This is a genomic window from Maritimibacter dapengensis (genome assembly GCF_019218265.1).
Lineage (GTDB): Bacteria > Pseudomonadota > Alphaproteobacteria > Rhodobacterales > Rhodobacteraceae > Maritimibacter > Maritimibacter dapengensis.
In genome coordinates this window covers 415,525-442,026 of sequence record NZ_JAHUZE010000001.1, presented here as the reverse complement: position 1 = coordinate 442,026, position 26,502 = coordinate 415,525, and the positions used below count along the sequence as shown (strand labels likewise).

Here is a 26,502-nt window from a genome sequence, read left to right as displayed (position 1 = left end):
CTGTTCACTTTGTTTCATCCATTGTCAAATGCTGTGGTATCTGTTTCATGAGCAGCGTCTTCCGAGGGATTCGTCATGTCGCATGTCTTCGCCCGCCACACCGCCGCCACCCCGCCTGTCGTGGCACGGGGAGAGGGTGTCTATCTCTTTGATCAGGATGGAAAAAAGTATCTCGACGGGTCGGGTGGCGCGGCCGTTTCCTGCCTTGGTCACGGAGACCCGGAGGTGACCGAAGCGATCAAGGCGCAGCTCGACCGGGTCGCCTTCGCGCACACCGGGTTCTTCACCTCTGCCCCCGCCGAATCGCTGGCGGACCGGCTCATCGCGCATGCGCCGGAGGGGATCGAACGCGCCTACCTCGTCTCCGGCGGGTCGGAAGCGGTCGAGGCGGCGCTGAAGCTTGCGCGGCAATACATGATCGAAACCGGGCAGACCCAGCGCACCCGGTTCGTCGCGCGAAAGCAAAGCTATCACGGCAACACGCTCGGTGCATTGGGCACCGGCGGCAACATGTGGCGACGCGCGCCGTTCGACCCAGTGATGGTGACGGCGAGCCACATCGACCCCTGCTATGACTATCGCCTGCGCGAGGCGGGCGAGAGCGAAGAGGAATACGGACTTCGCGCCGCGAACCTTCTGGAGGATGAGTTGCTGCGGGTCGGGCCGGAGACGGTCATCGCCTTCCTCGCGGAACCCGTGGTCGGCGCGACCGCGGGTGCGCTCCCTGCCGTCGCCGGATATTTCACGCGCATCCGCGAGATCTGCGACCGCTACAGTGTGCTCCTGATCCTCGACGAGGTGATGTGCGGCATGGGGCGAACCGGGACGCTGTTTGCCTGCGAGCAAGACGGCGTGTCGCCGGACATCGTGACAATCGCCAAGGGGCTTGGCGCAGGGTATCAGCCAATCGGCGCAGCGCTGTGCTCCGGTGCGATTTACGACGCGATCCGGGACGGCAGCGGGTTTTTCCAGCACGGCCACACATATATCGGCCACCCGACCGCCTGCGCCGCTGGCGATGCAGTGGTCAGAAAGCTGACCGAAGGCGGGCTGGTCACGCGGTCTGCGCGGATGGGAGAGGTTTTGAACTCCGCGCTCACCGAACGGTTCGGGCAGCACCCGAACGTGGGCGACATCCGTGGGCGCGGCACGTTTCGAGCGCTCGAATTGGTCGCGGACCGCGAAACAAAAGAGCCGTTCGACCCGGCGCGCGGCGTGGCCGCGACGCTCAAGAAAGCCGCCTTTGCGCGCGGGCTGATCTGCTACCCGATGAGCGGCACCATCGACGGGCAGCGCGGCGACCACGTTTTGCTCGCCCCGCCGTTCATCATCACCGAAGACCAGATCGGTGAACTTGTGGACAAGCTGGCCGGCGCGCTGGAGGACGTGTTGTGACCACCCTCCCCGCCCTCATGGTCGCCCCGAACGGCGCACGGCGGCAGAAGTCGGACCATCCGGCCATTCCCCTGACACTGGAGGAGATACTTGCGTGCGCGGCGGACTGTCACGCGGCTGGCGCGGATGGTCTGCACCTTCATATCCGTGACGGGTCCGGGGGGCATATTATAGATACGATTGCGTATGGCGAGGCGGTCGCCGCACTACGCGAGGCCGTCCCGGAGCTTGCCGTTCAGATCACGACGGAAGCGGTCGGGAAGTACGACCCGCCGGAGCAGAAGCGCGTGGCGCTTGGCAGTGGGGCCAACATGGTGTCCGCTTCGGTCGCGGAAATCTGTCGCGACGGCGAGAAGGATGCCGAAGATTTCTATGCCACCTGTGACGAAGCGGGGATCGCGGTCCAGCATATCCTTTACGACCTGGGCGACGCCGAACAGCTCGCCCGCGTGCTACCTTGGGCCATGCTGGGGTCGCCTGACTTGCAGCTTCTGTTCGTGCTGGGGCGATACGCGGTGAACCAGGACTCGAAGCCCGAAGACCTCGACCCGTTCATGGACTGGATGGCGGACAGCGGGCTTACCCCCGACTGGATGGTCTGCGCCTTCGGGCGGGGCGAAACCGATTGTCTGGTCCATGCGCACAGGCTTGGTGGCAAGATCCGGGTCGGGTTCGAAAACTCGCTCTGGCACGCCAATGGAAGCCTTGCTGCGTCGAACGCGGACCGGGTGCGCGCGGTCCGCGCCGCTCTGCACAATTAGCCCATCCGTTCGGACGCGTAGCCGCCGGGCGAGGCAGGGAAGACCACGGTCTTGTTCCCGTTCAGAAACACGCGGTGGTGGCTGTGAGCATGGATTGCACGGGCGAAGACCTGCGCCTCGACCTCCCGCCCAAGCGACACGTAATCGGATGGCGACTGTGCGTGGGTGACGCGCACGATGTCCTGCTCGATGATCGGGCCTTCATCGAGGTCCGCCGTCACGTAATGCGCCGTCGCCCCGATGAGCTTCACGCCCCGCTCGAAGGCCTGTTTGTAAGGGTTCGCACCCTTGAAGCTCGGCAGAAACGAGTGGTGGATGTTGATGATCCGTCCCGACATTTTCTGGCACATCTCGTCCGACAGGATCTGCATGTAACGGGCAAGAACGATGAGATCGGCCTCCGTCTCCTCGACCACCTGCATGATCGCGGCCTCGGCCTGCGGTTTGTTCTCCGGCGTGACTTTGATGTTGTGGAAGGGAATGTCGTGATTCACGACGACCTTCTGGTAATCCATGTGGTTCGAGATCACCGCCACGATGTCGATCGGGAGCGCCCCGATACGCCAGCGATAGAGCAGATCGTTCAGGCAATGGCCGAAACGGCTCACCATGATGACGACCTTCATCTTCGCGGCCTCGTCGTGGAAGGCGAAGTTCATACCGAACGGTTTCGCTACCTCCGCAAAATCACCATCGAGCGCGGCCATGTCGGCGCCCTCTTCGGAGCGGAAACTCACGCGGATGAAGAAATTACCGGTCTGAGGATCATCGAATTGGGCGGAATCGGTGATGTTGCAACCGTGATCGGCAAGAAAGCCGGAAACGGCGGCGACGATCCCTCGGGTAGAGGGGCAGGTGACTGTTAGGGCGTATCTGGACATGATGGGCTCGCAAATAGGTCAGGACTTAGGACCAATAGGCCCGCTCCCGAACGATCAAGCATGAGCCGACACGACATTACAACACGCAGAAGCGGCCAAATCGGCCCGGAATACGTGCTGCATGACGCTCATCGGAAACCGTCGCCACGAAGGTGAACACGGCGCACGAATAGGCGCGGATTGGCGTGGGTGGGTCCTGTGGCTTTTTGTGGAAGTTTTGGTGGAGCCTAGGGGAGTCGAACCCCTGACCTCTTGCATGCCATGCAAGCGCTCTCCCAACTGAGCTAAGGCCCCATAAGGGAAACGGCGGGTGCCGTTCGTGCGCGGTGTCTATGCCAGCGCGGGGGTCGTTTCAAGCCAAAAAACGCGACCGAAACGAAAAAGGCCGGGCATGCGACCCGGCCCCATCTGTCTCCGTCACGGACGATCAGTCGTCGTCTTCCGACGCCACATCTGCGATATCGTCGAGCGACACATCATCGTCGTCGTCATCATCGAGCACGTCATCGCCCAGATCGACATCGGTGTCGTCATCTTCGAGCACGTCATCACCATCGTCGATCAGATCGTCATCGGTGGTGTCGTCCTTCTTGCCGGCCTTGTCGGCCTTGTCCGCGACCATCGTCCGCGTCTTGCCGGTCTCGACCTCGACCACATCGCCCGTATAGGGAGAAACGATCGGGTCAGCGTTCAGGTCGTAGAACCGCTTGCCGGTGGTCGGACACACCCGCTTGGTGCCCCATTCTTCTTTGGGCATGGAAAAACCCTTTCCGTCATCGTGTTGTCATGCGAGAATCTGGGGCCAACTGCCACATGTGCAAGGGGCTGTCAAAGGCTTTTGGCCGGATTGGTGGAGGCGAGTAGGTCATGGGGCTCAGACGAGCATTGTTTCGGGACGATTCTGCCGGGGATGCCGGGCCGATCGCTCTGCCCGGCGAACCGCACGTCGAGGTCGCCCTCAAGGTCTCGGCGCGGTCGCGTCGGCTGTCTTTGCGAATCTCACGGCTCGATGGCCGCGTTACCCTGTCGATGCCGCGTGGCGTTCCCCGGCGCGAAGCCGAGGCGTTCGTCCTGGAAAAGGCCGGTTGGATCAGGCGGCACCTGGAGGATGTGCCCGGAGAGATCTGGCCCCACGCGGGAGGCACGCTGATGTTCGAAGGTCGGTTGCACGACATCGTGGCGAAGCCACGTCGGGGCGTGGCGCTGACCAGTGCCGGGTTCGAGGTTCCTGAAGCCGGGGCCGACGCGACCCCGGCCCGACTTCAGGCCTATCTCAGGACCATCGCGCGTGAACGGCTGGTCGCGGCTTCGGAACGCCATGCCGCGACCCTCGGACGAACGATTGGTCGCGTCACGCTACGCGATACGCGGTCGCGCTGGGGGTCATGTTCGCACGAAGGCAACCTAATGTATTCCTGGCGGCTCGTCATGGCTCCTCCCGACGTGCTCGACTACGTCTCGGCACATGAGGTCGCACATCTGGTCCATATGGATCATTCGAGCGCCTTCTGGGAGGTCTGCGCCGAGCTTTTCCCGGAGCACAAACACGCCCGCCGCTGGCTGCGCGACAATGGCGGAACACTGCACCGGTATCGTTTCCGCGATTGACCGGCGCGGGTTTTGTGATCACAAAGAGCCATGCAAAGCCCCGCCTCGCCCCCCGCCAGACCTCCGACGACGCCGCCCCCTGCGTCGGACACGCAGATCGCCGCGCATGAAAGGGTCTATCGCACTCTCAGGGCCCGGCTGATGGCGGGCGAGATGGAACCAGGCGCAGCCTTGACCCTGCGCGGGATCGGCAAGGAATTCGGCGTCTCGATGACGCCGGCACGCGAAGCGGTGCGGCGACTTGCTGCGGAAGGTGCGTTGACCCTGTCCTCGTCCGGCCGCGTCACGACACCCGACCTCACGCCTGAGCGGATCGAGGAGCTGGCGGCGCTCCGGGCGCTTCTCGAGCCGGAACTCGCCGCGCGCGCCCTGCCCCGCGCCCATATGGCGCTGGTCGACAGGTTGCGCACGATCAACGGCCGCGTGGCCGAGGTCGTGGCCAAGCACGACGTCACAGGCTACATCCGCTCGAACCTCGAATTCCATCGCACACTTTACCTGCGTGCGCAGGCGCCGGCGATGCTGGCGATGGCCGAGACGGTCTGGCTTCAACTCGGCCCGACGATGCGCGCGCTCTACATGTCACGCGAAGGCTCGGACCTGCAAAAACATCACCGCGCCATCCTTGCAGCGCTTGCAGCGGGCGACGAGCCGGGCCTGCGGCTTGCCGTGCGGACCGACGTGACGCAGGGGCTGAGGATGCTCGTCGGCCTTTGATGTCACAGCTGCGTGAGGCGGGCGACGGAAGCTGCGCTCGGCCGCGTTGAACCTTTCAATCGAGATTTGAAAGGACAGGCAATGAACCTGATGAACCGCAGGCAGCTCCTCACCACACTCGCCGCGTCGCCCATCGTCGTGACGGGTGTAGGGGTGTTTCCGAGAGCGGCAAGAGCACAGGCCGCCGAGGCCGGACTGATCTCGCCCAATGTGTGCATGGTGATGCCGGAGACGACCGAAGGCCCCTATTACTTCGATCCTGAGCTGGACCGTGCCGACATCACCGAGGACCGGGAAGGCGTGGCGCTCGACATGGCGATCCAGGTGGTGGACGAGAGCTGCGCGCCGCTCGAGAACGCCCGCGTGGACCTGTGGCACTGCGATGCCGAGGGAAATTACTCGGGCTACAGCCAGAACGCGGGCGGTGACACGCGCGGAGAGACGTTCCTGCGCGGCACCCAGATGACGGATGCGCGCGGCGTGGCGACGTTCCACACGATCTATCCGGGTTGGTATTCCGGTCGCACGACGCATATCCACTACAAGGTGTTTCTGGACGAGCGCACCGTTCTAACCAGCCAGATCTTCTTTCCCGATGCATTGAGCCAATACCTTTACATGGCCGTCCCGCCTTACAATTCCCGCTCTGCCCCGCGCGACACGATGAACGCGTCGGACCGTATCGCGCGCAATGTGGGGGATGGCGGATACGCAGCAATACGGGAAGAGAGCGACCGGCATGTCGCACAGCTCGTCGTTGGCGTGTCTTCGACGACCTGAAAGTGACCATCGGAGGGCAATGTCCTGCCTCCTCCGACGCTGCATGCCCCCATGCAGCAAAAGGCCGGGGTCCTGCCCCGGCCTTTGACGTTTTCGTATCGACGACGGAGCGTCAGCTATGGATCGGACCGTCTCCGCAGGCCAGCGCGGCTTCGCGCACGGCTTCGGAGAACGTGGGATGCGCGTGGCAGGTTCGCGCGAGGTCTTCGGCCGCCGCACCGAATTCCATCGCGACACAGGCTTCGTGGATCAGATCGCCCGCCGAAGGGCCGATAATGTGAACGCCGAGGATGCGGTCGGTTTTCTTGTCCGCAAGGATTTTCACGAAGCCGTCCGCCTCGAACACGGCCTTGGCGCGCCCGTTGCCCATGAAGCTGAACTTGCCGACTTTGTAGTCGCGGCCTTCGTCTTTGAGCTGTTCCTCGGTCTTGCCAACCGCAGCGACTTCGGGCGCGGTGTAGATCACGCTCGGGATCACGTCGTAATTCACGTGGCCCGCCTGCCCAGCGATGGCTTCGGCGGCGGCCATGCCTTCGTCCTCGGCCTTGTGCGCAAGCATCGGGCCCGGAGTGGCATCGCCAATGGCCCAGATGCCGTCGACATTGGTTTTCCAGTGATCGACTTCGACCACGCCGCGGTCCGTGACCTCTACACCGACCTCCGATAGCCCCAGCCCGTCAGTAAAGGCGCGCCGGCCTGTCGCGACGAGGACAACATCGGCGTCCAGCACTTCTTCGCTGTCGTCTTTCTTGAGCCTGTAAGTCACTTTCGCCTTGGTCTTCAGCTCTTCCACGCCCTGGACCGCCGCGCCGAGAATGAAGTTTAGCCCCTGCTTTTTCAGGAGTTTCTGGAATGCCCGGCTGACTTCGGCATCCATGCCGGGGGTGATGTGATCGAGATATTCCACGACCGTCACCTCGGTCCCGAGACGGGCATAGACCGACCCCATCTCAAGCCCGATCACGCCCGCTCCGATCACCACCATCTTTTTCGGCACCTTCGGAAGCGCGAGCGCGCCGGTGCTGTCCACGACAACGCCGCCGGCATTGTTGACCTCGACGCCCGGAAGCGTGGAAACCTCCGACCCCGTGGCAATGACGATATTCTTGGCCTTGTACGTGTCGTCGCCGACCTGAACCTCGCCCTTGCCGGTGATCTTGCCCCAACCCTTGAGCCAATCGACCTTGTTCTTCTTGAACAGGAATTCGATGCCCTTGGTGTTCTGGCCGATGACGTCGTCCTTGTAGGCGAGCATCTGTTTCCAGTCGACCGAGGGCGACTTGCCCTTGAGGCCCATCTTTGTGAAGTTCTCTTCGGCTTCATGCAGCATGTGAGACGCGTGCAGCAGCGCCTTCGACGGAATGCAGCCGACATTCAGACAGGTGCCGCCCAGCGTCTCACGGCCTTCGACGCAGGCGGTCTTGAGACCGAGTTGCGCGCAGCGGATGGCGCAGACATAGCCGCCGGGACCCGAGCCGATTACGATCACATCATAGTCTGCCATGACTTACTCCTTTGGCAAAAATTCGAAAGCGACGCGCGAAAGTGCCTCGTGTCCGGGCCGTATGCGTCGCGGGTTCCGTGTCATGCCGCCATCCCGAAGATCAAAGCGGTCAGATAAAGCAATGCGCAGCACGTCAGCGCACCGAGCCAGATGAACGACCGCCAGGGGCGCCAGCCTCGCGCATAGGCGAAGATGTATAGCGCACGCAGGGCGACGTAGAGATAGGCGAAAATCGCGGTGAAAAGGTTGTCCGCTCCAGCCACGACGACCAGAAGGCAGCCGCCCGCGAAGAGCCCGATCATGGCGGCTGAATTGTCATAGGCGCGCCCGAGCCGTGCCGTCACCTGCCGCAATTCGCGCGACGGTGCACGGTCGCGTGGCGAGGTGGTGTAACCCGTCCCCACATCGACGTTGGCCATGACCGAATATGCAGAGAACCCGACGATGTGCAGCAGACCTGCGAGCGCAAGTGCGGTGAGTTCAGGGGTCATTGCAACGCCTCGCAGGTTTCGACTTCGGTCTCTTTCGGTGCATGGATCACGAGACAGGCCGTCGGCCCGTACACCGGTGCGCCTGACCAGAAACGAGAACCGAGGTGGGGTGCATCAATCATCGTGGCGATCCATGTCGTTCAGCATCGTCTCCATCTTCTGCCGCTGCTTCTCGAAGCTGCGCACCTGAACGCCGCGCATGATGAAGGCGAGGATGAGCGAAACCGCCGCATAAATCGCGGCAAGCGGCAGGAACCAGGTCATGTCGGTCTCGCGCCACTGGATGATGGCATAGATGAGCGCGGCCACGATCGCGACACGGATCGCCCAGGATGTCAGGATGCTGCGGGTTGTCGGCAATTGCGCCTCGACCGCGTCGAGCTGCGCGCGGACTTCGCCGGAACGGTCGGTGTGTTGATCGTCGGTCATGACCCTACCCTGTCACGATGCCGATCAGCATGGCAACGATGCCGATCATGGAAACCTGCCAGATGATCGTGCGCAGCCACGGCACTCCGGCGATATAAGCGGGCAGATACAGGACACGTCCCGCGAGGTAGAGCGCCACGCCCCACGTCACCCACAGCCCGCCACGTGTGGTGAGCGTGGCGACGACGGCGAGGGCGAGAAAAGCGGGCGCGGTTTCGAGAAAGTTCCAAAGCGCACGATGAGCCCGGCGCGCGTAAGGCCCCGCCTCCGGGTCCCTGTCACGCGGCCCCACCGTCCAGGCATTACCCACCGAACCTTTGAGCAGGAAGCTGTCCACGCTGACGTGAACGAGCACCAGCGCGGCGAATGCGACCATTCCCGTGAGCGCGATGGACATTCAGTGAGCCTCCGATTGGCCGGGTCGGAAGGGTGGGTGCGAACCCACCGAACCTTACAGATCCATCAACAAGCGACGCGGATCCTCGAGCGCTTCCTTGACGCGGACGAGGAAGGTCACGGCACCTTTGCCGTCGACGATACGGTGGTCGTAGGACAGCGCCAGGTACATCATCGGGCGGATCTTGATTTCGCCATCGACGACCATGGGACGGTCCTGGATCTTGTGCATGCCGAGGATGCCCGATTGCGGCGGGTTCAGGATCGGCGAGGACATGAGCGAGCCATAGACACCGCCGTTCGAGATGGTGAACGAGCCGCCCTGCATCTCGGCCATCGACAGCTTGCCGTCCCGGGCGCGCTTGCCCAGTTCCGAGATCTTGTCCTCGATCGCGTGGAAGCTCATCTGGTCGGCGTCGCGCACGACCGGAACGACGAGACCGGTCGGCGTGCCGACGGCCACGCCCATATGAACGTAATTCTTGTAGATCACGTCGGTGCCGTCGATCTCGGCATTGACGTCCGGCACTTCCTTCAGCGCGTGGCAGCAGGCTTTCACGAAGAAGGACATGAAGCCGAGCTTGATGCCGTGCTTCTTGAAGAAGAGGTCTTTGTATTCGTTGCGAAGCTCCATCACCGCGGTCATGTCCACCTCGTTGTAGGTGGTGAGCATCGCGGCGGTGTTCTGGGCTTCTTTCAGGCGGCGCGCGATGGTCTGACGCAGGCGCGTCATCTTCACGCGCTCTTCGCGGGCCTCGTCATTTGCCGAAACCGGTGCACGAGGCGCTTGCGCGGCAGGTGCCGGGGTCGAGCTGGATTTGGTCGAGGAGATCGCGGCCTGCACATCTTCTTTCATGATGCGCCCGTCGCGGCCCGTGCCTTGGACGTCGGACGGGTCGATGCCCTTCTCCGCCATCATCTTCTTGGCCGAAGGCGCGTCTTCGACGTCTTTATCGCCGGCCGAGGACGAGGCCGGGGCGCTCTCTTCCTTCGCTTCGGACTTCGGCGCGGCAGCAGCGCCGCCGCCGGATGTCATGACGCCGAGCTTGCCGCCTGCTTCGACGGTCTCGCCTTCGCCTGCGAGGATCTTGGTGATCGTGCCTGCCGCCGGTGCAGGCACTTCGACAGAGACCTTGTCGGTCTCGAGTTCGCACAGCATCTCGTCGGCTGCGACACTGTCGCCTTCCTTCTTGAACCAGGTCGAGACCGTCGCCTCGCTCACGCTTTCGCCCAGCGCGGGGACCATGATGTCCACCTCTTCGCCGCTGCCGCCGGAATCTGCTTCGCTGTCCGAGGATTTGGCTTCTTTCTTCGGCTCTTCTTTCTTGGCAGAGGCGGACTTGCCAGCAGAGCCGCCCTCTTCGATCGTGGCGAGAAGCGCGTCGACGCCGACCGTGTCACCCTCGTTCGCGACGAGCTCGCCCATCGTGCCGGCGGCCGGCGACGGGACTTCGACCGTCACCTTGTCGGTTTCCAGCTCGCAGAGCATTTCATCGGCCTCGACCGCGTCGCCCGGTTGCTTGAACCAGGTCGCGACGGTGGCTTCGGTGACGCTTTCGCCAAGCGTGGGCACACGAACTTCAGTGCTCATGATCTTATCCTTCGATGGTCAGCGCGTCATTCACGAGCGCCTGTTGTTGTGCTTTGTGCTGGCTGGCAAGGCCCGTCGCCGGCGAGGCCGAGGCCGCGCGCCCCACGTAGATCGGGCGCGAGCCATCCTTGCGGATACGCGACAGCACCCATTCGATGTTCGGCTCGACGAAGGTCCAGGCGCCCTGGTTCTTCGGTTCTTCCTGACACCAGACGACATCGGCGTCCGGGAACCTCTCAAGCTCCTTTACGAGGCTCAGAGCCGGGAACGGGTAGAATTGCTCGAGCCGCATAAGGTAGACATCGTCGATCCCGCGGTTGTCGCGTTCTTCGAGCAGGTCGTAATAGACTTTGCCGGAGCACATCACGACGCGCTTGATGTTCTTGTCTTCCTTCAGCTTGTTTTCCGACCGGCCCGTGCCGTTTTCGCGGTCGGCATCGTCCCACAGGATGCGGTGGAAAGACGAACCCTTGGTGAAATCCGCCGCATCGGAGACGCAGAGCTTGTGGCGCAAGAGCGACTTCGGCGTCATCAGGATCAGCGGTTTGCGGTAGGAACGGTGAAGCTGCCGCCGCAGGATGTGGAAGTAGTTCGCCGGGGTCGAGCAATTGGCCACGATCCAGTTGTCGGCACCGCACATTTGCAGGAACCGTTCGAGGCGGGCCGAGGAGTGCTCCGGCCCCTGCCCTTCGTAGCCATGGGGCAGCAGGCAGACGAGGCCGGACATGCGGAGCCATTTCGATTCACCGGACGAAATGAACTGGTCGAACATGATCTGCGCGCCGTTTGCGAAGTCGCCGAACTGTGCTTCCCACAACGTGAGCGCGTTCGGCTCGGCAAGCGAAAAGCCGTATTCGAAACCGAGCACCGCGTATTCCGAAAGCATCGAGTCGATGACTTCATACCGCGCCTGACCCGCCTTGATGTTGTTCAGCGGGTAATAGCGTTCCTCGGTGTTCTGATCGACAATCCCGGAATGGCGCTGCGAAAACGTGCCGCGCGTGGAATCCTGCCCGGCGAGCCGGACCGGGTAGCCCTCGGTCAGAAGTGAGCCGAACGCGATCGCTTCCGCGGTGGCCCAGTCAAAGCCCTTGCCGCTCTTGAACATCTTGGCCTTGCTTTCGAGGAGCCGCCCGACGGTCTTGTGCGTCACAAGACCTTCCGGCGCGGTGGTCAGCGCCTTGCCGACCTCTTCCAGCGCCTTCTTGGAAATAGCGGTTTCGCCGCGCTGGTAATCCTCTCCCTGCTTGTCCAGGTGAGACCAGCGGCCATCGAGCCAGTCGGCCTTGTTCGGCTTGTATTCCTTGCCGCTCTCGAATTCCTCGTTGAGGTGCGACTGAAACGCCGCCTTCATGTCTTCGATTTCGCCTTCCGGAATCAGACCGTCCTGCACGAGCCGCTCGGTGTAGAGCTGAAGCGTCGTCTTGTGGGTCTTGATCTGTTTGTACATCTCCGGGTTTGTGAACATCGGCTCGTCGCCTTCGTTGTGACCGAAGCGGCGGTAGCAGAAGATGTCGATGACCACGTCCTTGTGGAATTTCTGGCGGAATTCCGTCGCGACCTTGGCGGCATGGACCACGGCCTCGGGATCGTCTCCGTTCACGTGGAAGATCGGCGCCTCGACCATCAGCGCGATGTCCGTCGGATAAGGCGAGGTGCGCGAGAAATGCGGCGCGGTGGTGAAGCCGATCTGGTTGTTCACCACGATATGCATGGTGCCGCCGGTGCGGTGGCCGCGAATGCCCGAAAGCTGGAAACATTCGGCCACGACCCCCTGACCGGCGAAGGCCGCGTCACCATGGAGCAGGATCGGGATGACCTGCGTGTGGTCCTCGTCGCCCAGCTGCTGGCTCTTGGCCCGGCATTTGCCCAGTACCACGGGATTCACCGCCTCGAGGTGCGAGGGGTTCGCGGTCAGGGACAGGTGCACATTGTTGCCGTCGAATTCCCGGTCGCTGGACGCGCCGAGGTGGTATTTCACGTCCCCCGACCCGTCCACGTCTTCGGGTTTGAACGACCCGCCCTGAAACTCGTTGAAAATCGCGCGATAGGGTTTCGCCATGACGTTGGCGAGGATGTTCAAACGACCACGGTGAGGCATACCCACGACGATCTCTTTCGCGCCGAGACTACCGCCGCGCTTGATGATCTGCTCCATCGCCGGGATGAGCGCTTCGCCCCCGTCCAGGCCGAACCGCTTGGTGCCCATGTATTTGACATGGAGGAACTTCTCGAAGCCCTCGGCCTCGACCAACTTGTTCAGAATGGCGCGGCGGCCTTCGCGGGTAAAGGTGATCTCCTTGCCGAAGCCCTCGATCCGCTCCTTGAGCCAGCCGGATTCCTCCGGGTCGGAAATATGCATGTATTGCAGCGCAAACGTACCGCAATACGTGCGCTGGACGATCTCGATGATCTGACGCATCGAAGCGACGTCGAGCCCCAGCACCTTGTCGATGAAGATCGGGCGGTCCATGTCGGCTTCGGTAAACCCGTAGCTTTTCGGGTCGAGTTCCGGATGGGGCGTCTTGTCGCGCATACCGAGCGGGTCGATGTCGGCGATCAGGTGACCCCGGATGCGATAGGCCCGAATAATCATGAGCGCACGCACCGAGTCCAGCACGGCGCGTTTGATCGCGTCTTCGGAAATCTCGACCTGCTTGTTGTTCGCCTTGTCCGCGATCTTTTTCGCAAGGTCCTTGGGATCGGCTTCAGACACTGACGGGCGTTCGGCGGGCCACATGCCATCGAGCGCATGGGTCAGTTCGTCATCGGGCTGCGGCGGCCAGTCGGTGCGCATCCAGGACGGACCTTGCGCCTCGCGTTTGACCTCGACCTCGGTATCGCCAAGGGCACGAAAGAACTCCTGCCACGCTGCGTCGACCGCGTTCGGGTCATTGGCATATTGCGCATAGAGCTGTTCGAGATATTCGGCGTTTTGCCCCTGCATGAAAGAAGAGGCGTGGAACTGGTCGTTAGGGCTTTGGTCCGTCATGACGTCACCTGAAAGATGGGGTTTCGCGCAGGGCGGAGGATACCGCCCCGCACGCGATCTGTTACTTCGCGATGGCTTCCTGCACCGCTTCGCCCAGCGTCGCGGGGCTGTCCGCCACCACGATACCGGCCGATTTCATGGCCTCGATCTTGGACTCGGCATCGCCCTGACCGCCAGACACGATTGCGCCAGCGTGGCCCATGCGGCGGCCCGGAGGGGCGGTGCGCCCGGCGATGAAGCCTGCGACCGGCTTCCACCGGCCTTTCTTGCGCTGTTCGGCAAGGAACTCGGCGGCTTCTTCTTCGGCAGTGCCGCCGATTTCACCGATCATGATGATCGACTGCGTCTCATCGTCGTCCAGGAACATGTCGAGCACGTCGATATGCTCGGTTCCCTTGATCGGGTCGCCGCCGATGCCCACGGCGGTCGACTGGCCCAGCCCGATGTCGGCGGTCTGCTTCACCGCTTCGTAGGTGAGCGTACCGGAGCGCGACACGACCCCGACCGAACCACGCTTGTGGATGTGGCCCGGCATGATGCCGATCTTGCAGGCGTCCGGCGTGATGACGCCCGGACAGTTCGGCCCGATCAGGCGCGATTTGCTGTCGATCAGCGCGCGCTTGACCTTCATCATGTCGAGGACCGGGATGCCTTCGGTGATGCACACGATCAGCTCCATCTCGGCGTCGATGGCTTCGAGGATCGAATCTGCCGCGAAGGGCGGCGGAACGTAGATGACCGATGCGTTCGCTTCGGTCTTGGCCTTGGCTTCGTGGACGCTATCGAACACCGGCAGGTCGAGATGCGTCTGACCGCCTTTGCCGGGGGTCACGCCGCCAACCATTTTCGTGCCATAGGCGATGGCCTGTTCGGAGTGGAACGTGCCCTGCGAGCCGGTGAAGCCCTGGCAGATCACCTTGGTGTTTTCATCAACGAGAATGGCCATGCGGGCCTCCTTCTTGGGACTTTTCGTTCAGATTGGGTGCAAGGCGGCGCTGTGTCATGTCAGCTCGCCTTCTTCGTATGGGTGCCGGCGCGGGAAGCGCGATCCGGTCGCGAGAAATGGTCGGGCATCTCCGCGTAATGCGGTTCCAGCCGTTCCATCAGACTGTCGAAGGCCCGGTCGGAAAGATCGTCGGGCGAGACTTGGTGTTCGGCCGATGTCGCCTTGACCTTTGGGATGTAGTATTCCGCCACGCCCGTCCGTTCACGAATGGTCGCTTCCAACTCGGGGATGCGGTCCATCGTGTAGATCTCGTGATAGACCGAAAGGTCGTCGCCCAGAAACTCGCTGACAGGACGCATGAGTTGGTCGAGAAACCCGTAACGTGCCGAATACGCGTCGAACTCCATCACGAATTGCTCGAGCGAGGGTGTCGCCGTCGGCAACTTGTCGAGTTTCACGATGTCGATCACCGCACCGCGCAGCAAACCGTGGCGATCCTTGCGGCGTTTGGTATTGGCCGTGACGATGCGCTTCTCGGTCATCACCTTGTAGGACCAGAGCGACAGGAAACGCTCGAGCGGATCACGAATGACGGTGAAGACGAAGGGGTCGTCCATCGTGCCGTAATCCGTCGGGCGCAGGGCGCGATAGGGGTAATGCACATGCATCGGGATCGGTTCGCCCGACCGTTTCAAACCCTCGTAGTTGTGCTGGATCATCAGCCCATACATGGAGGCCTTGGCGGATGTGCTCGCACAGAGCGGCACCGCCACATAAACGAGTTCGTGGACAGGCAACGTCATCACCATGAGAGGCCTTCACCTCCCATTGGTCGCATGCACGACCCGACCGGTCCGAAAACCGGGCAGGCTGTGCAATTGCGCGGATGTGCCAGCGGCATCGGGACTTACCCTTTCACCGCTTTCACGATTTTCTCGGCACCGTCCGACAGATTGTCGGCCGCGATGACGTTCAGGCCGGAGGTATTGATGATCTCCTTGCCCTTTTCGACATTGGTGCCTTCCAGACGAACGACGAGCGGCACTTGAAGCCCGACTTCCTTGACTGCTGCGACCACGCCTTCGGCAATGACGTCGCACCGCATGATGCCGCCGAAGATGTTCACGAGGATGCCTTTGACGTTCTTGTCGGAGGTGATGATCTTGAACGCCTCGGTCACTTTCTCTTTCGTGGCGCCACCGCCGACGTCGAGGAAGTTGGCCGGTTCGGCGCCGTAGAGCTTGATGATGTCCATCGTCGCCATGGCGAGGCCCGCGCCGTTCACCATGCAGCCGATTTCACCGTCGAGCGCGATGTAGTTCAGGTCGTATTTCGACGCCTCGAGCTCTTTCGGGTCTTCTTCGGTCTCGTCACGGAGGTTGGCGATGTCGGGCTGGCGATAGAGCGCGTTGCCGTCGAAGCCCAGCTTGGCGTCGAGCACCTTGAGGTTGCCTTCGTCGGTGACGATCAGCGGGTTGATCTCCAGCATCTCCATGTCCTTCTCGATGAAGGCTTGGTAGAGCTGACCCATCAGTTTCACGCATTGCTTGATCTGCTGTCCTTCGAGACCGAGCGAGAACGCGATGCGGCGCCCGTGGAACGGCTGGTAGCCGGTCGCGGGGTCGACGGAGAAGGAGAGGATTTTCTCGGGCGTGGAGGCTGCGACTTCCTCGATGTCCATCCCGCCTTCGGTGGAGCAGACGAAGGACACGCGCGATGTCACGCGGTCGACGAGCAGCGCGAGGTAAAGCTCGCGCTCGATGTCCGAGCCGTCTTCGAGATAGATGCGGTTGACTTGTTTGCCCGCCGGGCCGGTCTGATGCGTCACCAGCGTGCGACCGAGCATCTTCTTGGCTTCTTCGGCGGCCTCTTCGACCGACTTGGCAAGACGGACACCGCCTTTTTCGCCCGCGCTCTCTTCCTTGAAGGAGCCCTTGCCGCGACCGCCTGCGTGGATCTGCGCCTTGACGACCCAGAGCGGCCCGTCCATTTCGCCCGCCTTCGATTTGGCTTCGTCGGCTTTCGTCACGACACGGCCATCGGAGACCGGGGCACCGTATTCACGAAGGAGCGCCTTCGCCTGATATTCATGGATGTTCATGAACTCGTCCCATCTGGTTGCGTTCGCATGGCACGTTGCACATGTGAGGGCAGGTTTAAACGGATTTCTGTGAATGGTCGCCAATTAGCGCGATATTTGCCGCCTCTGTGATCACAAGCAGAAATGGTGTGATCACAAAAAGACCCCACGACGTGACGCCGCGGGGCCGGATTCGTTTTTGGAGCCTGATGTCAGGCTATGGCGTGGGCACGCTCGGTCTGTCTCAGACCGGCAAAAACCACCTCATACGCGCGTCTGCGACCCTCCGGACCGATATTCGGTGTCGTGGCGGCCGCCGAAAGCATCACCGCCGATATGACGATGTCGTTGGTGCGAAGTTCTGGGCCGACGAGGCCCTCGTCGATTGCCCGAGACACATGCGGCTTCAGAAGGGCGTTGAATCTGTCGATCGCATCGAGCAGAGCCGGATCCTCGCGGCTTTGCGAGCGAAGGTAGTCGGCGATCGGCGCATGCGCGATCATGGCGTCGAAGAAGTGACGCACCAAGCCGAAAAGGGCCTGTCCCCGGGCTGGCGTTTCCGAAGCGGTGGCTTCGAGTTTGACCAGAAAGAGATCGAGCATTTCATTGATCAGAGCACGACGGTCGGGAAAATGTCGGAAAAACGTCGCGCGACCGATGCCCGCCCTTTTGGCTATGGCATCGAGAGGTGCGCCCACACCTTCCTCGACGAAGATTTCATGTGCCGCATCCAGGATGCGAATTCTATTTTCTGCGAAGTCTGCCCTGCGCTTGACCGTCATGTTTGTCCCTTTTCTCGTGCCAACTCATGGCGTTCTGCCGCGTCGCGCCCAGCACGGCTTGTGGACACAGCATACTAAACCGCCCTAGGGTGCCGCAACTTTTTGATTGCAAGTGTCTCATCTTGGAGCAGCCCATTCCATCAGACGCGGGTCGCGAGCCGCAATGGAGCGTCGTTTCCACGCTTCGTGAACCGGCACAATTAGTGGTTGCATTTGCATGCCATCACCTGGCCCAAGGCGCACAGAAAGTCCACCTGTTTTTCGATCTGCCCGATGACCCGGCAGCGCGCGTTGCGCAGGAGATTCCGGGCGTGGAGGTCACGCTGTGCGATGCCGGCCACTGGGCCCAGTTCGGCTACAGGTCACCCCCAAGAACGCAGACTAAGCGTCAGACCTTAAACGCTAATTACGTATTCGAGCAAAGCCGGTCGGATTGGCTCCTGCATGTGGACGCGGATGAATTCCTGTGGCTCCCACAACCTTTGGGAGACGAACTTGCGCAGGTGACCGATGCGGCGGACTGGTTGCACATTCCCAACATTGAACGCTGCTGGCTCGACACTTATGGTGACGACATGTTCGAGGGCGTTTTTCGCGGGCCTATGACCGGGCGGCACGATCTCGCTCATTCCGTATACGGACAGCGGTCGAAGGCGCTGTCTGCCGGCCTGGGGGGCTATTCTGCCGGAAAAGCCATGGCGCGAAGAGGTAAGGGTTTCCTAGCCATACACAAGTTACGCGATACGGAAGGCGGCGTTCCGAGGCCCTCGAAAACGGCTGAGTCGGCCCGGATACTCCATTTCGACGGGATCACGCCCCGCCACTGGGCGCTCAAGAACCTGCGATACGCAGCACAGGGCGCGGCCATGAACGAGCTTCTGAACCGCGAACGCATGGCGACGATCGGCGCGATACTTCGTGCACCGGACCCGGAGCGTGCGGCCGTCAGAGTTCACGAGGCGCTCTATCGGCTCGATCATCAACAGGCACGGGCTTTGGCTGACGCCGGTCTGCTTTACGAACCCGACATCGATATCGCCGGCGCCGTCGCGAAGATCGCGCCACACCTCGATATGGATTTTTCGGCGGCGGGCTTCGACCGTTTGCATGCGCGGGAATTGTCGTTGCGGTCGCAGGCCATCGTCCGCCAGAAACGCCGCGCGAAGCGAAGGGTGGGAACATGAGCTGGGGGATCGTCGCGACCGTGGACGAACCTGCACCGCTCATCATCGCCTTCGCCGGCTGGCATCTGGCGCAAGGCGCGTCAGAAATACATCTCTATTTCGACCGCCCGAACCCCGAGGCCGAGGCGGTCGTCGCATCACTTCCCGGCGTCCACGTCACGACCTGCGACCCCGCCTACTGGCAACGCGCGCATGGTGGCAATCGGCGCAACCGCCAGACCGGACGACAGATACAGAATGCCGAACATGCGCGCGCCCGATCGGCCGTCACCTGGCTGCTGCATTCCGATGCGGACGAGTTCGTCACGGATGGTGCACAGATAGGGGCGGCGATCAGGGACGTGGACCCGGAAACGCATGTGATCCGGCTTCGCGTCATGGAGCGAGCAGAACGCCGTGACACGATGTCGGCGCATATTTTCGACGGTGTCTTCCGCCGCCGCGACTGGGACTACTGGAAGCACGGCGAACGGTATTTCGGGCGGTGGGCGAAATTTCTAGGCTATGGCCTGTCCGGTCATCTCGTGGGAAAGGTCATGCTCCGTGCGGGCCCGCGTTTCCGCCATGACATCCACGACGCACGCGACGTACCCGGAGGCACCGTGCTCGAGAGCGAGGTCAAACTCGACGATGCCCTGCTGCATTTCGACGGGCTCACGCGGAGGCATTACGTCATGAAGATGCTAAGGCGGGTGGATCAGGCTCACTTCATGAACCCGCAGGGGCCTGACGGGTCATTCCGACATCGCCAGATCATGTTCCTGAAGGCCAACGCCGAAGCACCCCAGCGCGTGGCGATGTTCTACGATGGTGTGAAGAAGCTCGGGCCGAACCAGATCGACGCGCTCAACGCCCTCGGGTTGCTCAGCGAGACACCGTTCGACCCTCGCCCCGCCTTGCAAGGGCTCGGGATCGACGTCGATCTGTCTCCTGCCGCGTTCGACCGGGCGCTTGCTTCGCGCGAGCCCGAGGTGATGGCGAGGTATGCGACGCTTTTCGCCGGGCTGGACGAAACAGGGGCCGGAAGCGATCCGACCCCTGCATGAGTGTTTACCGTGGTAAGGGCTTAGCCCAGGTTGCCGTCGATGCCCTTGCAGGCCTCGACGAGACCTTTGACGGCTTCGACCGAGTTGTCGAACATGGATTGTTCGTCCTTGGTCATCTTGATGTCGACGATGCGTTCGATACCGCCGGCACCGATCACGGTCGGAACGCCGACATACATGCCCTTGAGGCCGAGCGCGCCGTCGACCCAAGCCGCACAAGGCAGAACGCGTTTCTGATCCTTGAGGTAGGCTTCAGCCATCTCGATGGCCGACGCGGCGGGGGCATAGAACGCCGAGCCGGTCTTCAGCAGGCCGACGATTTCGGCGCCGCCGTCGCGGGTGCGCTGGACGATGGCGTCGAGCTTGTCCTGCGTCGTCCACCCCATTTCCACGAGATCGGGGAGCGGGATACCGGCAACGGTGGAATAGCGGGTGAGCGGAACCATCGTGTCGCCGTGGCCGCCCAGAACGAAGGCGGAGACGTCTTTCATGGACACGTCGAATTCGACCGACAGGAAGTGACGGAAACGCGCGGAGTCCAGAACACCGGCCATACCGACGACCTTTTCCGCCGGGAGGCCGGAATACTGCTGAAGCGCCCAGACCATCGCGTCGAGCGGGTTGGTGATACAGATCACGAAGGCGTCCGGTGCGTTGTCGCGGATGCCCTCGCCGACGGACTTCATGACCTTGAGGTTGATGCCCAGAAGGTCGTCACGCGACATGCCCGGCTTGCGCGGCACACCGGCGGTCACGATGCAGACGTCTGCGCCCGCGATGTCGGCATAGTCGGTCGTGCCCTTGAGCGCGGCGTCGAAGCCTTCGACGGGGCCGCTCTCCGCGATGTCGAGCGCCTTGCCCTGCGGGGTGCCGTCCGCGATGTCGAACAGGACAACGTCACCGAGTTCCTTGAGCGCGGCGAGGTGGGCGAGCGTGCCGCCGATCTGGCCTGCGCCGATAAGCGCGATCTTGGGTCGAGCCATGTGATTGATCTCCGATCAGGTTTTCACTGGATCGCTGCCTAGACCCGATAAGAGCGGTGATCAAGGGCCGGGACGGGCGCATTTTGCGGTTGCAGCAATGAATGATACCGCTAAAGGTCAAGGCGTTCAGACACTTCGGGGGCGAGAGACAGCGTGGAAATTGACCTGGCATTCTTCGCCATCGCGATCCCGGCCGTCATTTTCGCGGGCGTCTCGAAGGGCGGTTTCGGGTCGGGCGCAGCATTCGCGGCGACCCCTCTGCTGGCTCTGATTCTCGAGCCTGGTCAGGCGATTGGCCTGATGTTGCCTCTCCTGATGCTGATGGATGTGACGGCGCTGAAACCCTATTGGAAGAAATGGGACGGACCGGCGGCGTGGGTGTTTATCCTTGGCGCTGCGCCCGGCGTTCTGCTGGGCGCGCTGCTCTATCGCTGGGCCGACCCGGACCTGTTTCGGCTCCTGATCGGCGCGGTCGCGATCGGGTTCGTCCTGTTCCAGCTTGCCCGGAAAATAGGCGTGTTGCGGCCAGCAAGAGCACCTATGGGTCAATTCGGTGGCGGGATCGCGGGCGCGATCGGCGGCTTCACATCCTTTGTCAGCCACGCCGGCGGGCCGCCGGCCGCGGTGTTCCTGTTGTCGCGCCAGATCGACAAGACGACCTATCAGGCGACGACGGTTCTGATGTTCTGGGCGATCAACCTGATGAAGTTCGTGCCTTATGTCTTCCTCGGCATCTTCTCGTGGCAGACGATCAAGGCGGATGTCATGCTGATCCCGGTCGCCGTGTTCGGCGTCTGGCTGGGCGTGAAGCTGCATGATGTCATGCCCGAGCGGGTCTATTTCGCGATCACCTACGCGCTTCTGATCGCGACCGGGACTAAGCTGATCTGGGATGCTTTGACCTAGGCGTCAGATGGGCTGGCCGGCAGGCGTCGCTTCTTCGTCCAGACGCTCCCAGGCCTGCCCAGCACCGATGATGCATGTGATGCCTGTGGGCAAGGTCATGGTGATCGTCCATGTGCCGGTATCGGGCGAAGCATACATCTCGACCACACGATTGCCGCTGGTCATACCGATGGATTGCCGCGCCTCTCCGAATTGTTCCGACAGGCGACCGACGACATCGTCGCGCGGTGCGCAATTGTGGGATTGGGCCGAAGCGGTGCCGCCGGTGGCGGCGAGCGCGCAGAGAGCCGCGCAGAAGGTCTTGGTCGTCCGGTTCATGGGTTCGTCCTTTCGGTCGGGTCCGACCGCGTCACCGGCTCCCCAGCGGTGGACCCAGGGTCATGCCGTGCGGTTCCCGTCCACGCTCCGAACAATCGGTTGCGATGGTGCGCCATCATTGGGCACCAGACGCCCGGCCTGTAGGGAAACTTTGCTCGAAGGTTTCCTTACGTATGGTTAACGCGCCGTTCGGCGGAAAGTTCACAATAACCGTTTCTGCACTGCGGCGCATTTTGGGTTGCCATTTCGTGCGCAGCGTTGTTCCTTCACGCAACAATATTACCAAAGGGAAGAATCATGACCCAATCGACGCGCCCCGTTCGCTCCGTCCTCTACATTCCCGGCTCGAAAGAACGGGCGTTGGACAAGGCCCGCGGGCTCGCCGCCGACGCGATCATCTTCGACCTCGAGGACGCGGTCACGCCGGACGCCAAGGATGCGGCCCGCGCCACGCTTCGCGCTGAGCTCGACAAGGGGGGCTATGGCGAACGGATGAAGATCGTGCGGATCAATGGGTTCGACACGGTCTGGGGTCGTCAGGACGTCGAAGCCATGGATGGTGCAGACATCGACGCCCTGCTGCTTCCCAAGGTCAATTCCGCCTATGACCTTGAAACGCTCGCCCAGATGATCCCCGACGTGCCGCTCTGGGCCATGATGGAAACGCCGGAAGGCGTGTTGAACGCGCGCGAAATCGCGGGGCATCCGCGGCTCGCAGGCATCGTCATGGGGACCAACGACCTTGTGAAGGAGCTCGGGTGCCGTGTCTCGGCAGGTCGCCCGGAAATCCAGACCGCGCTTCAGATGTCGCTCATCGCCGCACGCTCCGCAGGCGCCTGCATCGTCGATGGGGTTTACAATGCCTTCAAGGATGACGACGGCCTGCGTTTCGAATGCGGACAGGGCCGCGACCTCGGCTTTGACGGCAAGACGTTGATCCACCCTGCCCAGATCGACATCACCAACGAAGTATTCGCACCCTCAAAGGCCGACATCGACCTCGCGCGCCGCCAGATCGAAGCCTTCGACGCGGTCGAGGCCTCGGGTCAGGGCGTTGCGGTCGTGGATGGAAAGATCGTGGAGAATCTGCATATCGTGACGGCGAAGGCGCTGCTTGCGAAAGCGGAGGCCATCGCCAATCTGGAAGGATAAGCCATGATCGTTCTCATCATCGGCGTGCTGCTCTGGTCAGCCGCGCATCTGTTCAAACGTATTGCCCCGGCCAAACGCGCGGATATGGGAGACGCCGCGAAGGGTATGGTTGCACTCGGCGTGGTCGCCGGTGTCGTGCTGATGGTGATCGGCTACCGTATGGCGGACGGCGCTGTGCTTTGGGGCCGCCACCCGGCGACGGTGGGGATCAACAACATCCTGAACCTGTTGGCCGTTTACCTGTTCGCCGCCTCGGGCATGAAAACCTGGATCACCTCCAAGATCCGACACCCGCAACTGACCGGCATTAAGACATGGGCGCTGGCACATATCCTCGTGAACGGCGATATCCCGTCTTTTGTCCTCTTTGGCGGTCTTCTGGCCTGGGCCGTGGTCGAGGTCATCCTGATCAACAAGCAGGCCAAGCCTGAGAAATCGACGGGGCCCTTCCCGGTCGGCAAGGAGATCGGCGCGATCGTCGGCGCGATCGTGGTCTTCGGCCTGATTGCCTGGGCGCATTACTGGTTCGGCTACCCGGCCTTCGGATAAGGAGCAGCCATGAAACTCTATCGTTTCCTCTCGGCCGACGACACGTCCGAGTTCTGCCACAAGGTCACGCAAGCCCTGAACAAGGGCTGGTCGCTGCACGGCTCGCCGACATATGCCTTCGACGCAGCCAATGGCGTGATGCGTTGCGGGCAGGCCGTGACCAAGGACGCGCCGGGCGAATACCACCCCGACATCAAGCTGGGAGAGCATTAAGGTGACCAAGACCAATTCGGGCCGCTTCTTCGAAGATTACCGCATCGGAGAAGTGATCCGGCACGCCGTGCCGCGCACGGTGTCGGGGGGCGAACGCGCACTGTATCACGCGCTCTACCCGGCCCGTCATGCACTGTATTCCTCGGATGCGTTCGCTCAGACCTGTGGGCTGGACGCGGCACCGATCGACGACCTCGCGGCGTTTCACGTCGTCTTCGGCAAGACCGTTCCGGACGTGTCGCTGAACGCGGTCGCGAACTTGGGCTATGCCGAGGGCCGGTGGCTGAAACCTGTCTGGCCGGGCGACACGCTGCGCTCGGAGTCCAAAGTGATCGGACTGAAAGAGAATTCCAACGGCAAGTCCGGCGTGGTCTGGGTGCAGACGACCGGCTACAACCAGCATGACGAACCGGTGCTCGATTACATCCGCTGGGTCATGGTGCGCAAAAACCGGCTCGACGCCGACGCTGCGGACACGCTGATCCCCGAACTGAAGCCGGCGCTCGAGGCGTCGGACCTTGTGATCCCCGAAGGCCTGGATTTCGGGCAATACGATTTCACGCTCGCGGGCGAGCGGCATCGTTGGGGCGACTATGAGATCGGCGAGAAGATCGACCACGTGGACGGTGTGACCATCGAGGAAGCCGAGCACATGTCGGCGACGCGGCTGTGGCAGAACACCGCCAAAGTGCATTTCGACGCGACGAACCGCGAAGACGGCAAGAGGCTGATCTACGGCGGCCATGTGATTTCGATGGCGCGCGCATTGTCCTTCAACGGGCTTGCAAATGCGCAGATGATCGTGGGGCTGAACGGGGGCGCCCATGCCAATCCCTGCTTTGCCGGTGACACGGTGCGCGCGTGGTCCGAGGTGCTGGACAAGGCCCAGACGGATGCGCCCGGCGTTGGTGCGGTGCGACTGCGGCTCGTGGCCACGAAGGACGCGCATTACGACTTTGCGCTGAAGGGTGAGAACGGCAAATACCTGTCTCACGTGCTGCTCGACCTTGACTACTGGGCGCTCATGCCGACTTGATTGCGCCATGCGCGCGACCTCTGCGATCCTTCTGAGCCTCGCTTTCGCCCTGCCCGCTGTGGGGCAGTCGTCGAAGGACACGTACACGCGCGCTCGAATACCGCCGACCCAACAGGACGCCGCACGGCGCGATCCGGTCCTGTCCTATGTCGAAGCGAACGTTGCCGAAACGCTGTATCATGAACTCGCCCACGCGCTGATCGACGCCATCGACCTCCCGATTTACGGGCCGGAGGAATATGCCGCCGACATGTTCGCGGTGGTGATGATGAACCGGCTTCACAGCGATGGCGAGATCATGCAGATGGCTCCCTTGATTGCAGCGAATTACCTTTGGTTCGCCGACCGCTCTGGCCAGACCGTCGGCGATCTCGACCTGTGGGACGTGCATGGCCCGGACCTGCAACGCTACTACAACTTCTCATGCATGGTTTACGGCTCCGGTCCGGACACACGTCGCGATATTCTCCAGCTTTCGTCGCTACCGGAAGAGCGGGTCGAAACCTGTAAAGACGAATACGAACAGACGGCCCGTGCCTGGGGCATCGTGCTTGACGCTCATGCAACGAGCACGCCGGGTAATAGCCTGCGCATGGATTGGGTGGCTGAACCCGAAAGCCATCTCGCCCGGTTCGTGACCAGTGTCGTGGACGAGGTGAACGCAACGATACAGCTTCCGGCAACGATCAACGTGAGCGTTATCCCCTGTGGCCAATCCAACGCCTATTACGACCCGGATTACGCGGAAATCCAGATTTGCACCGAGCTTGCGAACGATCTGGCATCGCGGGCGCGGGAATTGAGATAGGAATGCCCAGATCACAGGAATTTTTGTGATCACTAGCCCGCAAAATGTGATCACAAGATGGATTTTTGAACGCCGTTAGCGTTCACCGCACCGCTTTTTGTCCAATCCCCACGTGACTCTCGCCACGATATGCGTATTGGTATGCCGCAACCGCCAATAGCTACGAAGGAAGAGCCATGGCCAACGTCAGCAACGAAACGCGTCCGCTGTCGCCGCATCTTCAAGTCTATCGCCTCCCCCTGAATGCCAAGCTTTCGATCCTGCACCGCATCACGGGCGTCGCGCTGGCTTTCGCGGCCATCCTCATCGTCTGGTATTTCCTCGCACTCGCGACCGGACCGGAATACTTCGAGACGGCGAGCGCCGTTCTGACATCATGGTTCGGAATACTGGTTTTCACCCTGTCGACCGTCGCGCTTTGGCTGCACTTCGCCAACGGTGTGCGGCACCTCGTCTGGGACACGGGCAGCCACCTGGGGCAGAAGGCTTCGAACCGGTCCGCGATGATCGGACTGGCCTTCATGGTCGTGATGACGATCATCACACTCTGGATCGCGATTGGAGGCTAAGATGAGATTTCTGACCGACCGCAAACGCGTCGAAGGCCTGGGTTCGGCCAAACAAGGCACCGGGCATTTCTGGGAACAAAGGCTGAGCGCCATCGCGCTTCTCTTTCTGGTGCCGCTTTTCGTCCTGCCCTTCGCATACAATCTGGGTGACGGGTATGAAGAAGTCCGGGCGGCTTATGCCCATCCGGTCAACGCCGTCATCGCGATCGCCTTTTTCGTGACCGTGTCCCTGCACTTTTTTCAGGGCGTGCAAGTGGTGATCGAAGACTATGTGCATGGCCGGCTCGGGATGATCCTCATCATCGCCATGCGGCTGCTTTCGACATTGTTCGCACTGATCGGCGCCTACGCCGTGATCCGCATCTCGCTGGGCGCCTGAAGGACA

Annotated in this window: 30 protein-coding genes and 1 tRNA gene; 15 read left to right on the top strand and 16 right to left on the bottom strand. The window is 62.0% G+C overall.

Features of this window, described 5'->3' with window-relative positions:
- Positions 1-75 precede the first annotated feature (75 nt).
- Both KJP28_RS02235 and KJP28_RS02230 read left to right on the top strand, forming a co-directional pair.
- On the top strand, positions 76-1,395 hold the full coding sequence (locus KJP28_RS02235) for an aspartate aminotransferase family protein (RefSeq protein WP_218390599.1): 1,320 nt from the start codon (positions 76-78) through the stop codon (positions 1,393-1,395).
- A complete protein-coding gene (locus tag KJP28_RS02230) occupies positions 1,392-2,156 on the top strand; it encodes a beta-keto acid cleavage family enzyme (protein WP_218390598.1) in 765 nt (254 codons plus the stop codon). Before KJP28_RS02235 ends, KJP28_RS02230 begins: the two co-directional genes overlap by 4 nt.
- On the opposite strand, the gene purU is transcribed toward KJP28_RS02230, so the two are convergent.
- From purU to KJP28_RS02215, 3 genes are all read right to left on the bottom strand, one after another.
- Complete coding sequence (gene purU / locus KJP28_RS02225; RefSeq protein WP_218390597.1) at positions 2,153-3,037, bottom strand: formyltetrahydrofolate deformylase; 885 nt, start codon at positions 3,035-3,037, stop codon at positions 2,153-2,155. The two genes, KJP28_RS02230 and purU, sit on opposite strands and share 4 nt — an antisense overlap.
- A 218-nt stretch (positions 3,038-3,255) precedes the next feature.
- Positions 3,256-3,331, bottom strand: a tRNA-Ala gene (locus KJP28_RS02220).
- Positions 3,332-3,464: 133 nt separating this feature from the next.
- Positions 3,465-3,794 (bottom strand): TIGR02300 family protein, encoded by a 330-nt coding sequence (locus tag KJP28_RS02215; RefSeq protein ID WP_218390596.1) that lies wholly within the window; start codon positions 3,792-3,794, stop codon positions 3,465-3,467.
- A 110-nt stretch (positions 3,795-3,904) separates the two neighbouring features.
- Between KJP28_RS02215 and KJP28_RS02210 the strand changes: the two genes are divergently transcribed.
- The 3 genes from KJP28_RS02210 (at position 3,905) to KJP28_RS02200 (ending at position 6,142) form a co-directional block, all read left to right on the top strand.
- Positions 3,905-4,645, top strand: a complete 741-nt coding sequence (locus KJP28_RS02210) for a M48 family metallopeptidase (protein WP_218390595.1) — start codon at positions 3,905-3,907, stop codon at positions 4,643-4,645.
- Positions 4,646-4,675: 30 nt separating this feature from the next.
- Positions 4,676-5,362, top strand: coding sequence for a GntR family transcriptional regulator (locus KJP28_RS02205; RefSeq protein WP_218390594.1), 687 nt, complete (start codon positions 4,676-4,678; stop codon positions 5,360-5,362).
- An 81-nt stretch (positions 5,363-5,443) separates the two neighbouring features.
- Positions 5,444-6,142, top strand: a complete 699-nt coding sequence (locus tag KJP28_RS02200) for an intradiol ring-cleavage dioxygenase (protein WP_218390593.1) — start codon at positions 5,444-5,446, stop codon at positions 6,140-6,142.
- 112 nt (positions 6,143-6,254) lie between these two features.
- Here the strand turns inward: KJP28_RS02200 and lpdA are convergent, their stop codons facing one another.
- The 11 genes from lpdA to KJP28_RS02150 all read right to left on the bottom strand — a co-directional run bounded on the left by lpdA (position 6,255) and on the right by KJP28_RS02150 (position 17,353).
- Positions 6,255-7,646: a dihydrolipoyl dehydrogenase gene (gene lpdA / locus KJP28_RS02195; RefSeq protein WP_218390592.1), complete on the bottom strand. Its 1,392-nt coding sequence runs from the start codon at positions 7,644-7,646 to the stop codon at positions 6,255-6,257.
- 80 nt (positions 7,647-7,726) lie between these two features.
- Positions 7,727-8,137, bottom strand: a complete 411-nt coding sequence (locus tag KJP28_RS02190) for an MAPEG family protein (RefSeq protein ID WP_218390591.1) — start codon at positions 8,135-8,137, stop codon at positions 7,727-7,729.
- Positions 8,134-8,259 (bottom strand): hypothetical protein, encoded by a 126-nt coding sequence (locus KJP28_RS19890; protein WP_255552155.1) that lies wholly within the window; start codon positions 8,257-8,259, stop codon positions 8,134-8,136. Before KJP28_RS19890 ends, KJP28_RS02190 begins: the two co-directional genes overlap by 4 nt.
- Complete coding sequence (locus KJP28_RS02185; RefSeq protein ID WP_218390590.1) at positions 8,252-8,566, bottom strand: hypothetical protein; 315 nt, start codon at positions 8,564-8,566, stop codon at positions 8,252-8,254. The genes KJP28_RS19890 and KJP28_RS02185 overlap by 8 nt, the downstream gene beginning before the upstream one ends.
- 4 nt (positions 8,567-8,570) lie before the next feature.
- Positions 8,571-8,963, bottom strand: a complete 393-nt coding sequence (locus tag KJP28_RS02180; RefSeq protein WP_218390589.1) for an MAPEG family protein — start codon at positions 8,961-8,963, stop codon at positions 8,571-8,573.
- A 54-nt stretch (positions 8,964-9,017) separates the two neighbouring features.
- On the bottom strand, positions 9,018-10,553 hold the full coding sequence (gene odhB, locus KJP28_RS02175) for a 2-oxoglutarate dehydrogenase complex dihydrolipoyllysine-residue succinyltransferase (RefSeq protein WP_218390588.1): 1,536 nt from the start codon (positions 10,551-10,553) through the stop codon (positions 9,018-9,020).
- Positions 10,554-10,557: 4 nt separating this feature from the next.
- Positions 10,558-13,545 (bottom strand): 2-oxoglutarate dehydrogenase E1 component, encoded by a 2,988-nt coding sequence (locus KJP28_RS02170; RefSeq protein ID WP_218390587.1) that lies wholly within the window; start codon positions 13,543-13,545, stop codon positions 10,558-10,560.
- 61 nt (positions 13,546-13,606) lie between these two features.
- Positions 13,607-14,491, bottom strand: coding sequence for a succinate--CoA ligase subunit alpha (gene sucD, locus KJP28_RS02165; RefSeq protein ID WP_218390586.1), 885 nt, complete (start codon positions 14,489-14,491; stop codon positions 13,607-13,609).
- A gap of 59 nt (positions 14,492-14,550) precedes the next feature.
- Entirely contained in the window at positions 14,551-15,300 is a 750-nt protein-coding gene (locus KJP28_RS02160; protein WP_218390585.1) for a sulfotransferase family 2 domain-containing protein, read from the bottom strand.
- 98 nt (positions 15,301-15,398) lie between these two features.
- Positions 15,399-16,592 (bottom strand): ADP-forming succinate--CoA ligase subunit beta, encoded by a 1,194-nt coding sequence (sucC, locus tag KJP28_RS02155; RefSeq protein WP_218390584.1) that lies wholly within the window; start codon positions 16,590-16,592, stop codon positions 15,399-15,401.
- Positions 16,593-16,783: 191 nt separating this feature from the next.
- Positions 16,784-17,353: a TetR/AcrR family transcriptional regulator gene (locus tag KJP28_RS02150; RefSeq protein WP_218390583.1), complete on the bottom strand. Its 570-nt coding sequence runs from the start codon at positions 17,351-17,353 to the stop codon at positions 16,784-16,786.
- Positions 17,354-17,379: 26 nt separating this feature from the next.
- Here KJP28_RS02150 and KJP28_RS02145 point away from each other — a divergent pair, with 26 nt between their 5' ends.
- Together KJP28_RS02145 and KJP28_RS02140 are read left to right on the top strand one after the other, a co-directional pair.
- The gene (locus KJP28_RS02145) at positions 17,380-18,537 is read left to right on the top strand and encodes a glycosyltransferase family 2 protein (protein WP_218390582.1); all 1,158 of its coding nucleotides are present in this window, start codon (positions 17,380-17,382) and stop codon (positions 18,535-18,537) included.
- A complete protein-coding gene (locus tag KJP28_RS02140; protein ID WP_218390581.1) occupies positions 18,534-19,583 on the top strand; it encodes a glycosyltransferase family 2 protein in 1,050 nt (349 codons plus the stop codon). The genes KJP28_RS02145 and KJP28_RS02140 overlap by 4 nt, the downstream gene beginning before the upstream one ends.
- 20 nt (positions 19,584-19,603) lie before the next feature.
- On the opposite strand, the gene mdh is transcribed toward KJP28_RS02140, so the two are convergent.
- On the bottom strand, positions 19,604-20,566 hold the full coding sequence (mdh, locus tag KJP28_RS02135; RefSeq protein ID WP_218390580.1) for a malate dehydrogenase: 963 nt from the start codon (positions 20,564-20,566) through the stop codon (positions 19,604-19,606).
- Positions 20,567-20,719: 153 nt separating this feature from the next.
- Between mdh and KJP28_RS02130 the strand changes: the two genes are divergently transcribed.
- Positions 20,720-21,472 carry a sulfite exporter TauE/SafE family protein gene (locus tag KJP28_RS02130; RefSeq protein ID WP_218390579.1) on the top strand — a complete coding sequence of 251 codons (753 nt, stop codon included), beginning with the start codon at positions 20,720-20,722 and terminating at the stop codon, positions 21,470-21,472.
- 3 nt (positions 21,473-21,475) lie between these two features.
- Here KJP28_RS02130 and KJP28_RS02125 read toward each other — a convergent pair whose 3' ends face one another.
- On the bottom strand, positions 21,476-21,790 hold the full coding sequence (locus tag KJP28_RS02125; RefSeq protein ID WP_218390578.1) for a hypothetical protein: 315 nt from the start codon (positions 21,788-21,790) through the stop codon (positions 21,476-21,478).
- Between the two features lie 297 nt (positions 21,791-22,087).
- Between KJP28_RS02125 and KJP28_RS02120 the strand changes: the two genes are divergently transcribed.
- The 7 genes from KJP28_RS02120 (at position 22,088) to sdhD (ending at position 26,496) form a co-directional block, all read left to right on the top strand.
- The gene (locus KJP28_RS02120) at positions 22,088-22,942 is read left to right on the top strand and encodes an HpcH/HpaI aldolase/citrate lyase family protein (protein ID WP_218390577.1); all 855 of its coding nucleotides are present in this window, start codon (positions 22,088-22,090) and stop codon (positions 22,940-22,942) included.
- A gap of 3 nt (positions 22,943-22,945) precedes the next feature.
- Entirely contained in the window at positions 22,946-23,491 is a 546-nt protein-coding gene (locus tag KJP28_RS02115; RefSeq protein WP_218390576.1) for an NnrU family protein, read from the top strand.
- A gap of 9 nt (positions 23,492-23,500) precedes the next feature.
- The gene (locus KJP28_RS02110; protein ID WP_218390575.1) at positions 23,501-23,704 is read left to right on the top strand and encodes a DUF1737 domain-containing protein; all 204 of its coding nucleotides are present in this window, start codon (positions 23,501-23,503) and stop codon (positions 23,702-23,704) included.
- Position 23,705: 1 nt separating this feature from the next.
- Positions 23,706-24,740 (top strand): MaoC family dehydratase, encoded by a 1,035-nt coding sequence (locus KJP28_RS02105; protein WP_218390574.1) that lies wholly within the window; start codon positions 23,706-23,708, stop codon positions 24,738-24,740.
- Positions 24,741-24,747: 7 nt separating this feature from the next.
- On the top strand, positions 24,748-25,548 hold the full coding sequence (locus tag KJP28_RS02100) for a DUF4344 domain-containing metallopeptidase (protein ID WP_218390573.1): 801 nt from the start codon (positions 24,748-24,750) through the stop codon (positions 25,546-25,548).
- Positions 25,549-25,724: 176 nt separating this feature from the next.
- Positions 25,725-26,117 (top strand): succinate dehydrogenase, cytochrome b556 subunit, encoded by a 393-nt coding sequence (gene sdhC, locus KJP28_RS02095; RefSeq protein ID WP_218390572.1) that lies wholly within the window; start codon positions 25,725-25,727, stop codon positions 26,115-26,117.
- A 1-nt stretch (position 26,118) separates the two neighbouring features.
- The gene (gene sdhD / locus KJP28_RS02090; RefSeq protein ID WP_218390571.1) at positions 26,119-26,496 is read left to right on the top strand and encodes a succinate dehydrogenase, hydrophobic membrane anchor protein; all 378 of its coding nucleotides are present in this window, start codon (positions 26,119-26,121) and stop codon (positions 26,494-26,496) included.
- Positions 26,497-26,502 lie beyond the last annotated feature (6 nt).

Excerpts from the sequence above, each read along its gene's own strand:
- odhB (WP_218390588.1), bottom strand. The coding sequence starts at position 10,553 with ATGAGCACTGAAGTTCGTGTGCCCACGCTTGGCGAAAGCGTCACCGAA.
- KJP28_RS02215 (WP_218390596.1), bottom strand. The coding sequence starts at position 3,794 with ATGCCCAAAGAAGAATGGGGCACCAAGCGGGTGTGTCCGACCACCGGC.
- KJP28_RS02110 (WP_218390575.1), top strand. The coding sequence starts at position 23,501 with ATGAAACTCTATCGTTTCCTCTCGGCCGACGACACGTCCGAGTTCTGC.
- KJP28_RS02170 (WP_218390587.1), bottom strand. The coding sequence starts at position 13,545 with ATGACGGACCAAAGCCCTAACGACCAGTTCCACGCCTCTTCTTTCATG.
- sdhD (WP_218390571.1), top strand. The coding sequence starts at position 26,119 with ATGAGATTTCTGACCGACCGCAAACGCGTCGAAGGCCTGGGTTCGGCC.
- KJP28_RS02180 (WP_218390589.1), bottom strand. The coding sequence starts at position 8,963 with ATGTCCATCGCGCTCACGGGAATGGTCGCATTCGCCGCGCTGGTGCTC.
- KJP28_RS19890 (WP_255552155.1), bottom strand. The coding sequence starts at position 8,259 with ATGATTGATGCACCCCACCTCGGTTCTCGTTTCTGGTCAGGCGCACCG.
- KJP28_RS02190 (WP_218390591.1), bottom strand. The coding sequence starts at position 8,137 with ATGACCCCTGAACTCACCGCACTTGCGCTCGCAGGTCTGCTGCACATC.
- KJP28_RS02205 (WP_218390594.1), top strand. The coding sequence starts at position 4,676 with ATGCAAAGCCCCGCCTCGCCCCCCGCCAGACCTCCGACGACGCCGCCC.
- sucD (WP_218390586.1), bottom strand. The coding sequence starts at position 14,491 with ATGGCCATTCTCGTTGATGAAAACACCAAGGTGATCTGCCAGGGCTTC.
- mdh (WP_218390580.1), bottom strand. The coding sequence starts at position 20,566 with ATGGCTCGACCCAAGATCGCGCTTATCGGCGCAGGCCAGATCGGCGGC.
- KJP28_RS02235 (WP_218390599.1), top strand. The coding sequence starts at position 76 with ATGTCGCATGTCTTCGCCCGCCACACCGCCGCCACCCCGCCTGTCGTG.
- purU (WP_218390597.1), bottom strand. The coding sequence starts at position 3,037 with ATGTCCAGATACGCCCTAACAGTCACCTGCCCCTCTACCCGAGGGATC.
- KJP28_RS02115 (WP_218390576.1), top strand. The coding sequence starts at position 22,946 with ATGATCGTTCTCATCATCGGCGTGCTGCTCTGGTCAGCCGCGCATCTG.
- KJP28_RS02100 (WP_218390573.1), top strand. The coding sequence starts at position 24,748 with ATGCGCGCGACCTCTGCGATCCTTCTGAGCCTCGCTTTCGCCCTGCCC.
- KJP28_RS02145 (WP_218390582.1), top strand. The coding sequence starts at position 17,380 with ATGGCGTTCTGCCGCGTCGCGCCCAGCACGGCTTGTGGACACAGCATA.
- sucC (WP_218390584.1), bottom strand. The coding sequence starts at position 16,592 with ATGAACATCCATGAATATCAGGCGAAGGCGCTCCTTCGTGAATACGGT.
- lpdA (WP_218390592.1), bottom strand. The coding sequence starts at position 7,646 with ATGGCAGACTATGATGTGATCGTAATCGGCTCGGGTCCCGGCGGCTAT.
- KJP28_RS02140 (WP_218390581.1), top strand. The coding sequence starts at position 18,534 with ATGAGCTGGGGGATCGTCGCGACCGTGGACGAACCTGCACCGCTCATC.
- KJP28_RS02210 (WP_218390595.1), top strand. The coding sequence starts at position 3,905 with ATGGGGCTCAGACGAGCATTGTTTCGGGACGATTCTGCCGGGGATGCC.
- sdhC (WP_218390572.1), top strand. The coding sequence starts at position 25,725 with ATGGCCAACGTCAGCAACGAAACGCGTCCGCTGTCGCCGCATCTTCAA.
- KJP28_RS02160 (WP_218390585.1), bottom strand. The coding sequence starts at position 15,300 with ATGGTGATGACGTTGCCTGTCCACGAACTCGTTTATGTGGCGGTGCCG.
- KJP28_RS02200 (WP_218390593.1), top strand. The coding sequence starts at position 5,444 with ATGAACCTGATGAACCGCAGGCAGCTCCTCACCACACTCGCCGCGTCG.
- KJP28_RS02185 (WP_218390590.1), bottom strand. The coding sequence starts at position 8,566 with ATGACCGACGATCAACACACCGACCGTTCCGGCGAAGTCCGCGCGCAG.
- KJP28_RS02150 (WP_218390583.1), bottom strand. The coding sequence starts at position 17,353 with ATGACGGTCAAGCGCAGGGCAGACTTCGCAGAAAATAGAATTCGCATC.
- KJP28_RS02125 (WP_218390578.1), bottom strand. The coding sequence starts at position 21,790 with ATGAACCGGACGACCAAGACCTTCTGCGCGGCTCTCTGCGCGCTCGCC.
- KJP28_RS02120 (WP_218390577.1), top strand. The coding sequence starts at position 22,088 with ATGACCCAATCGACGCGCCCCGTTCGCTCCGTCCTCTACATTCCCGGC.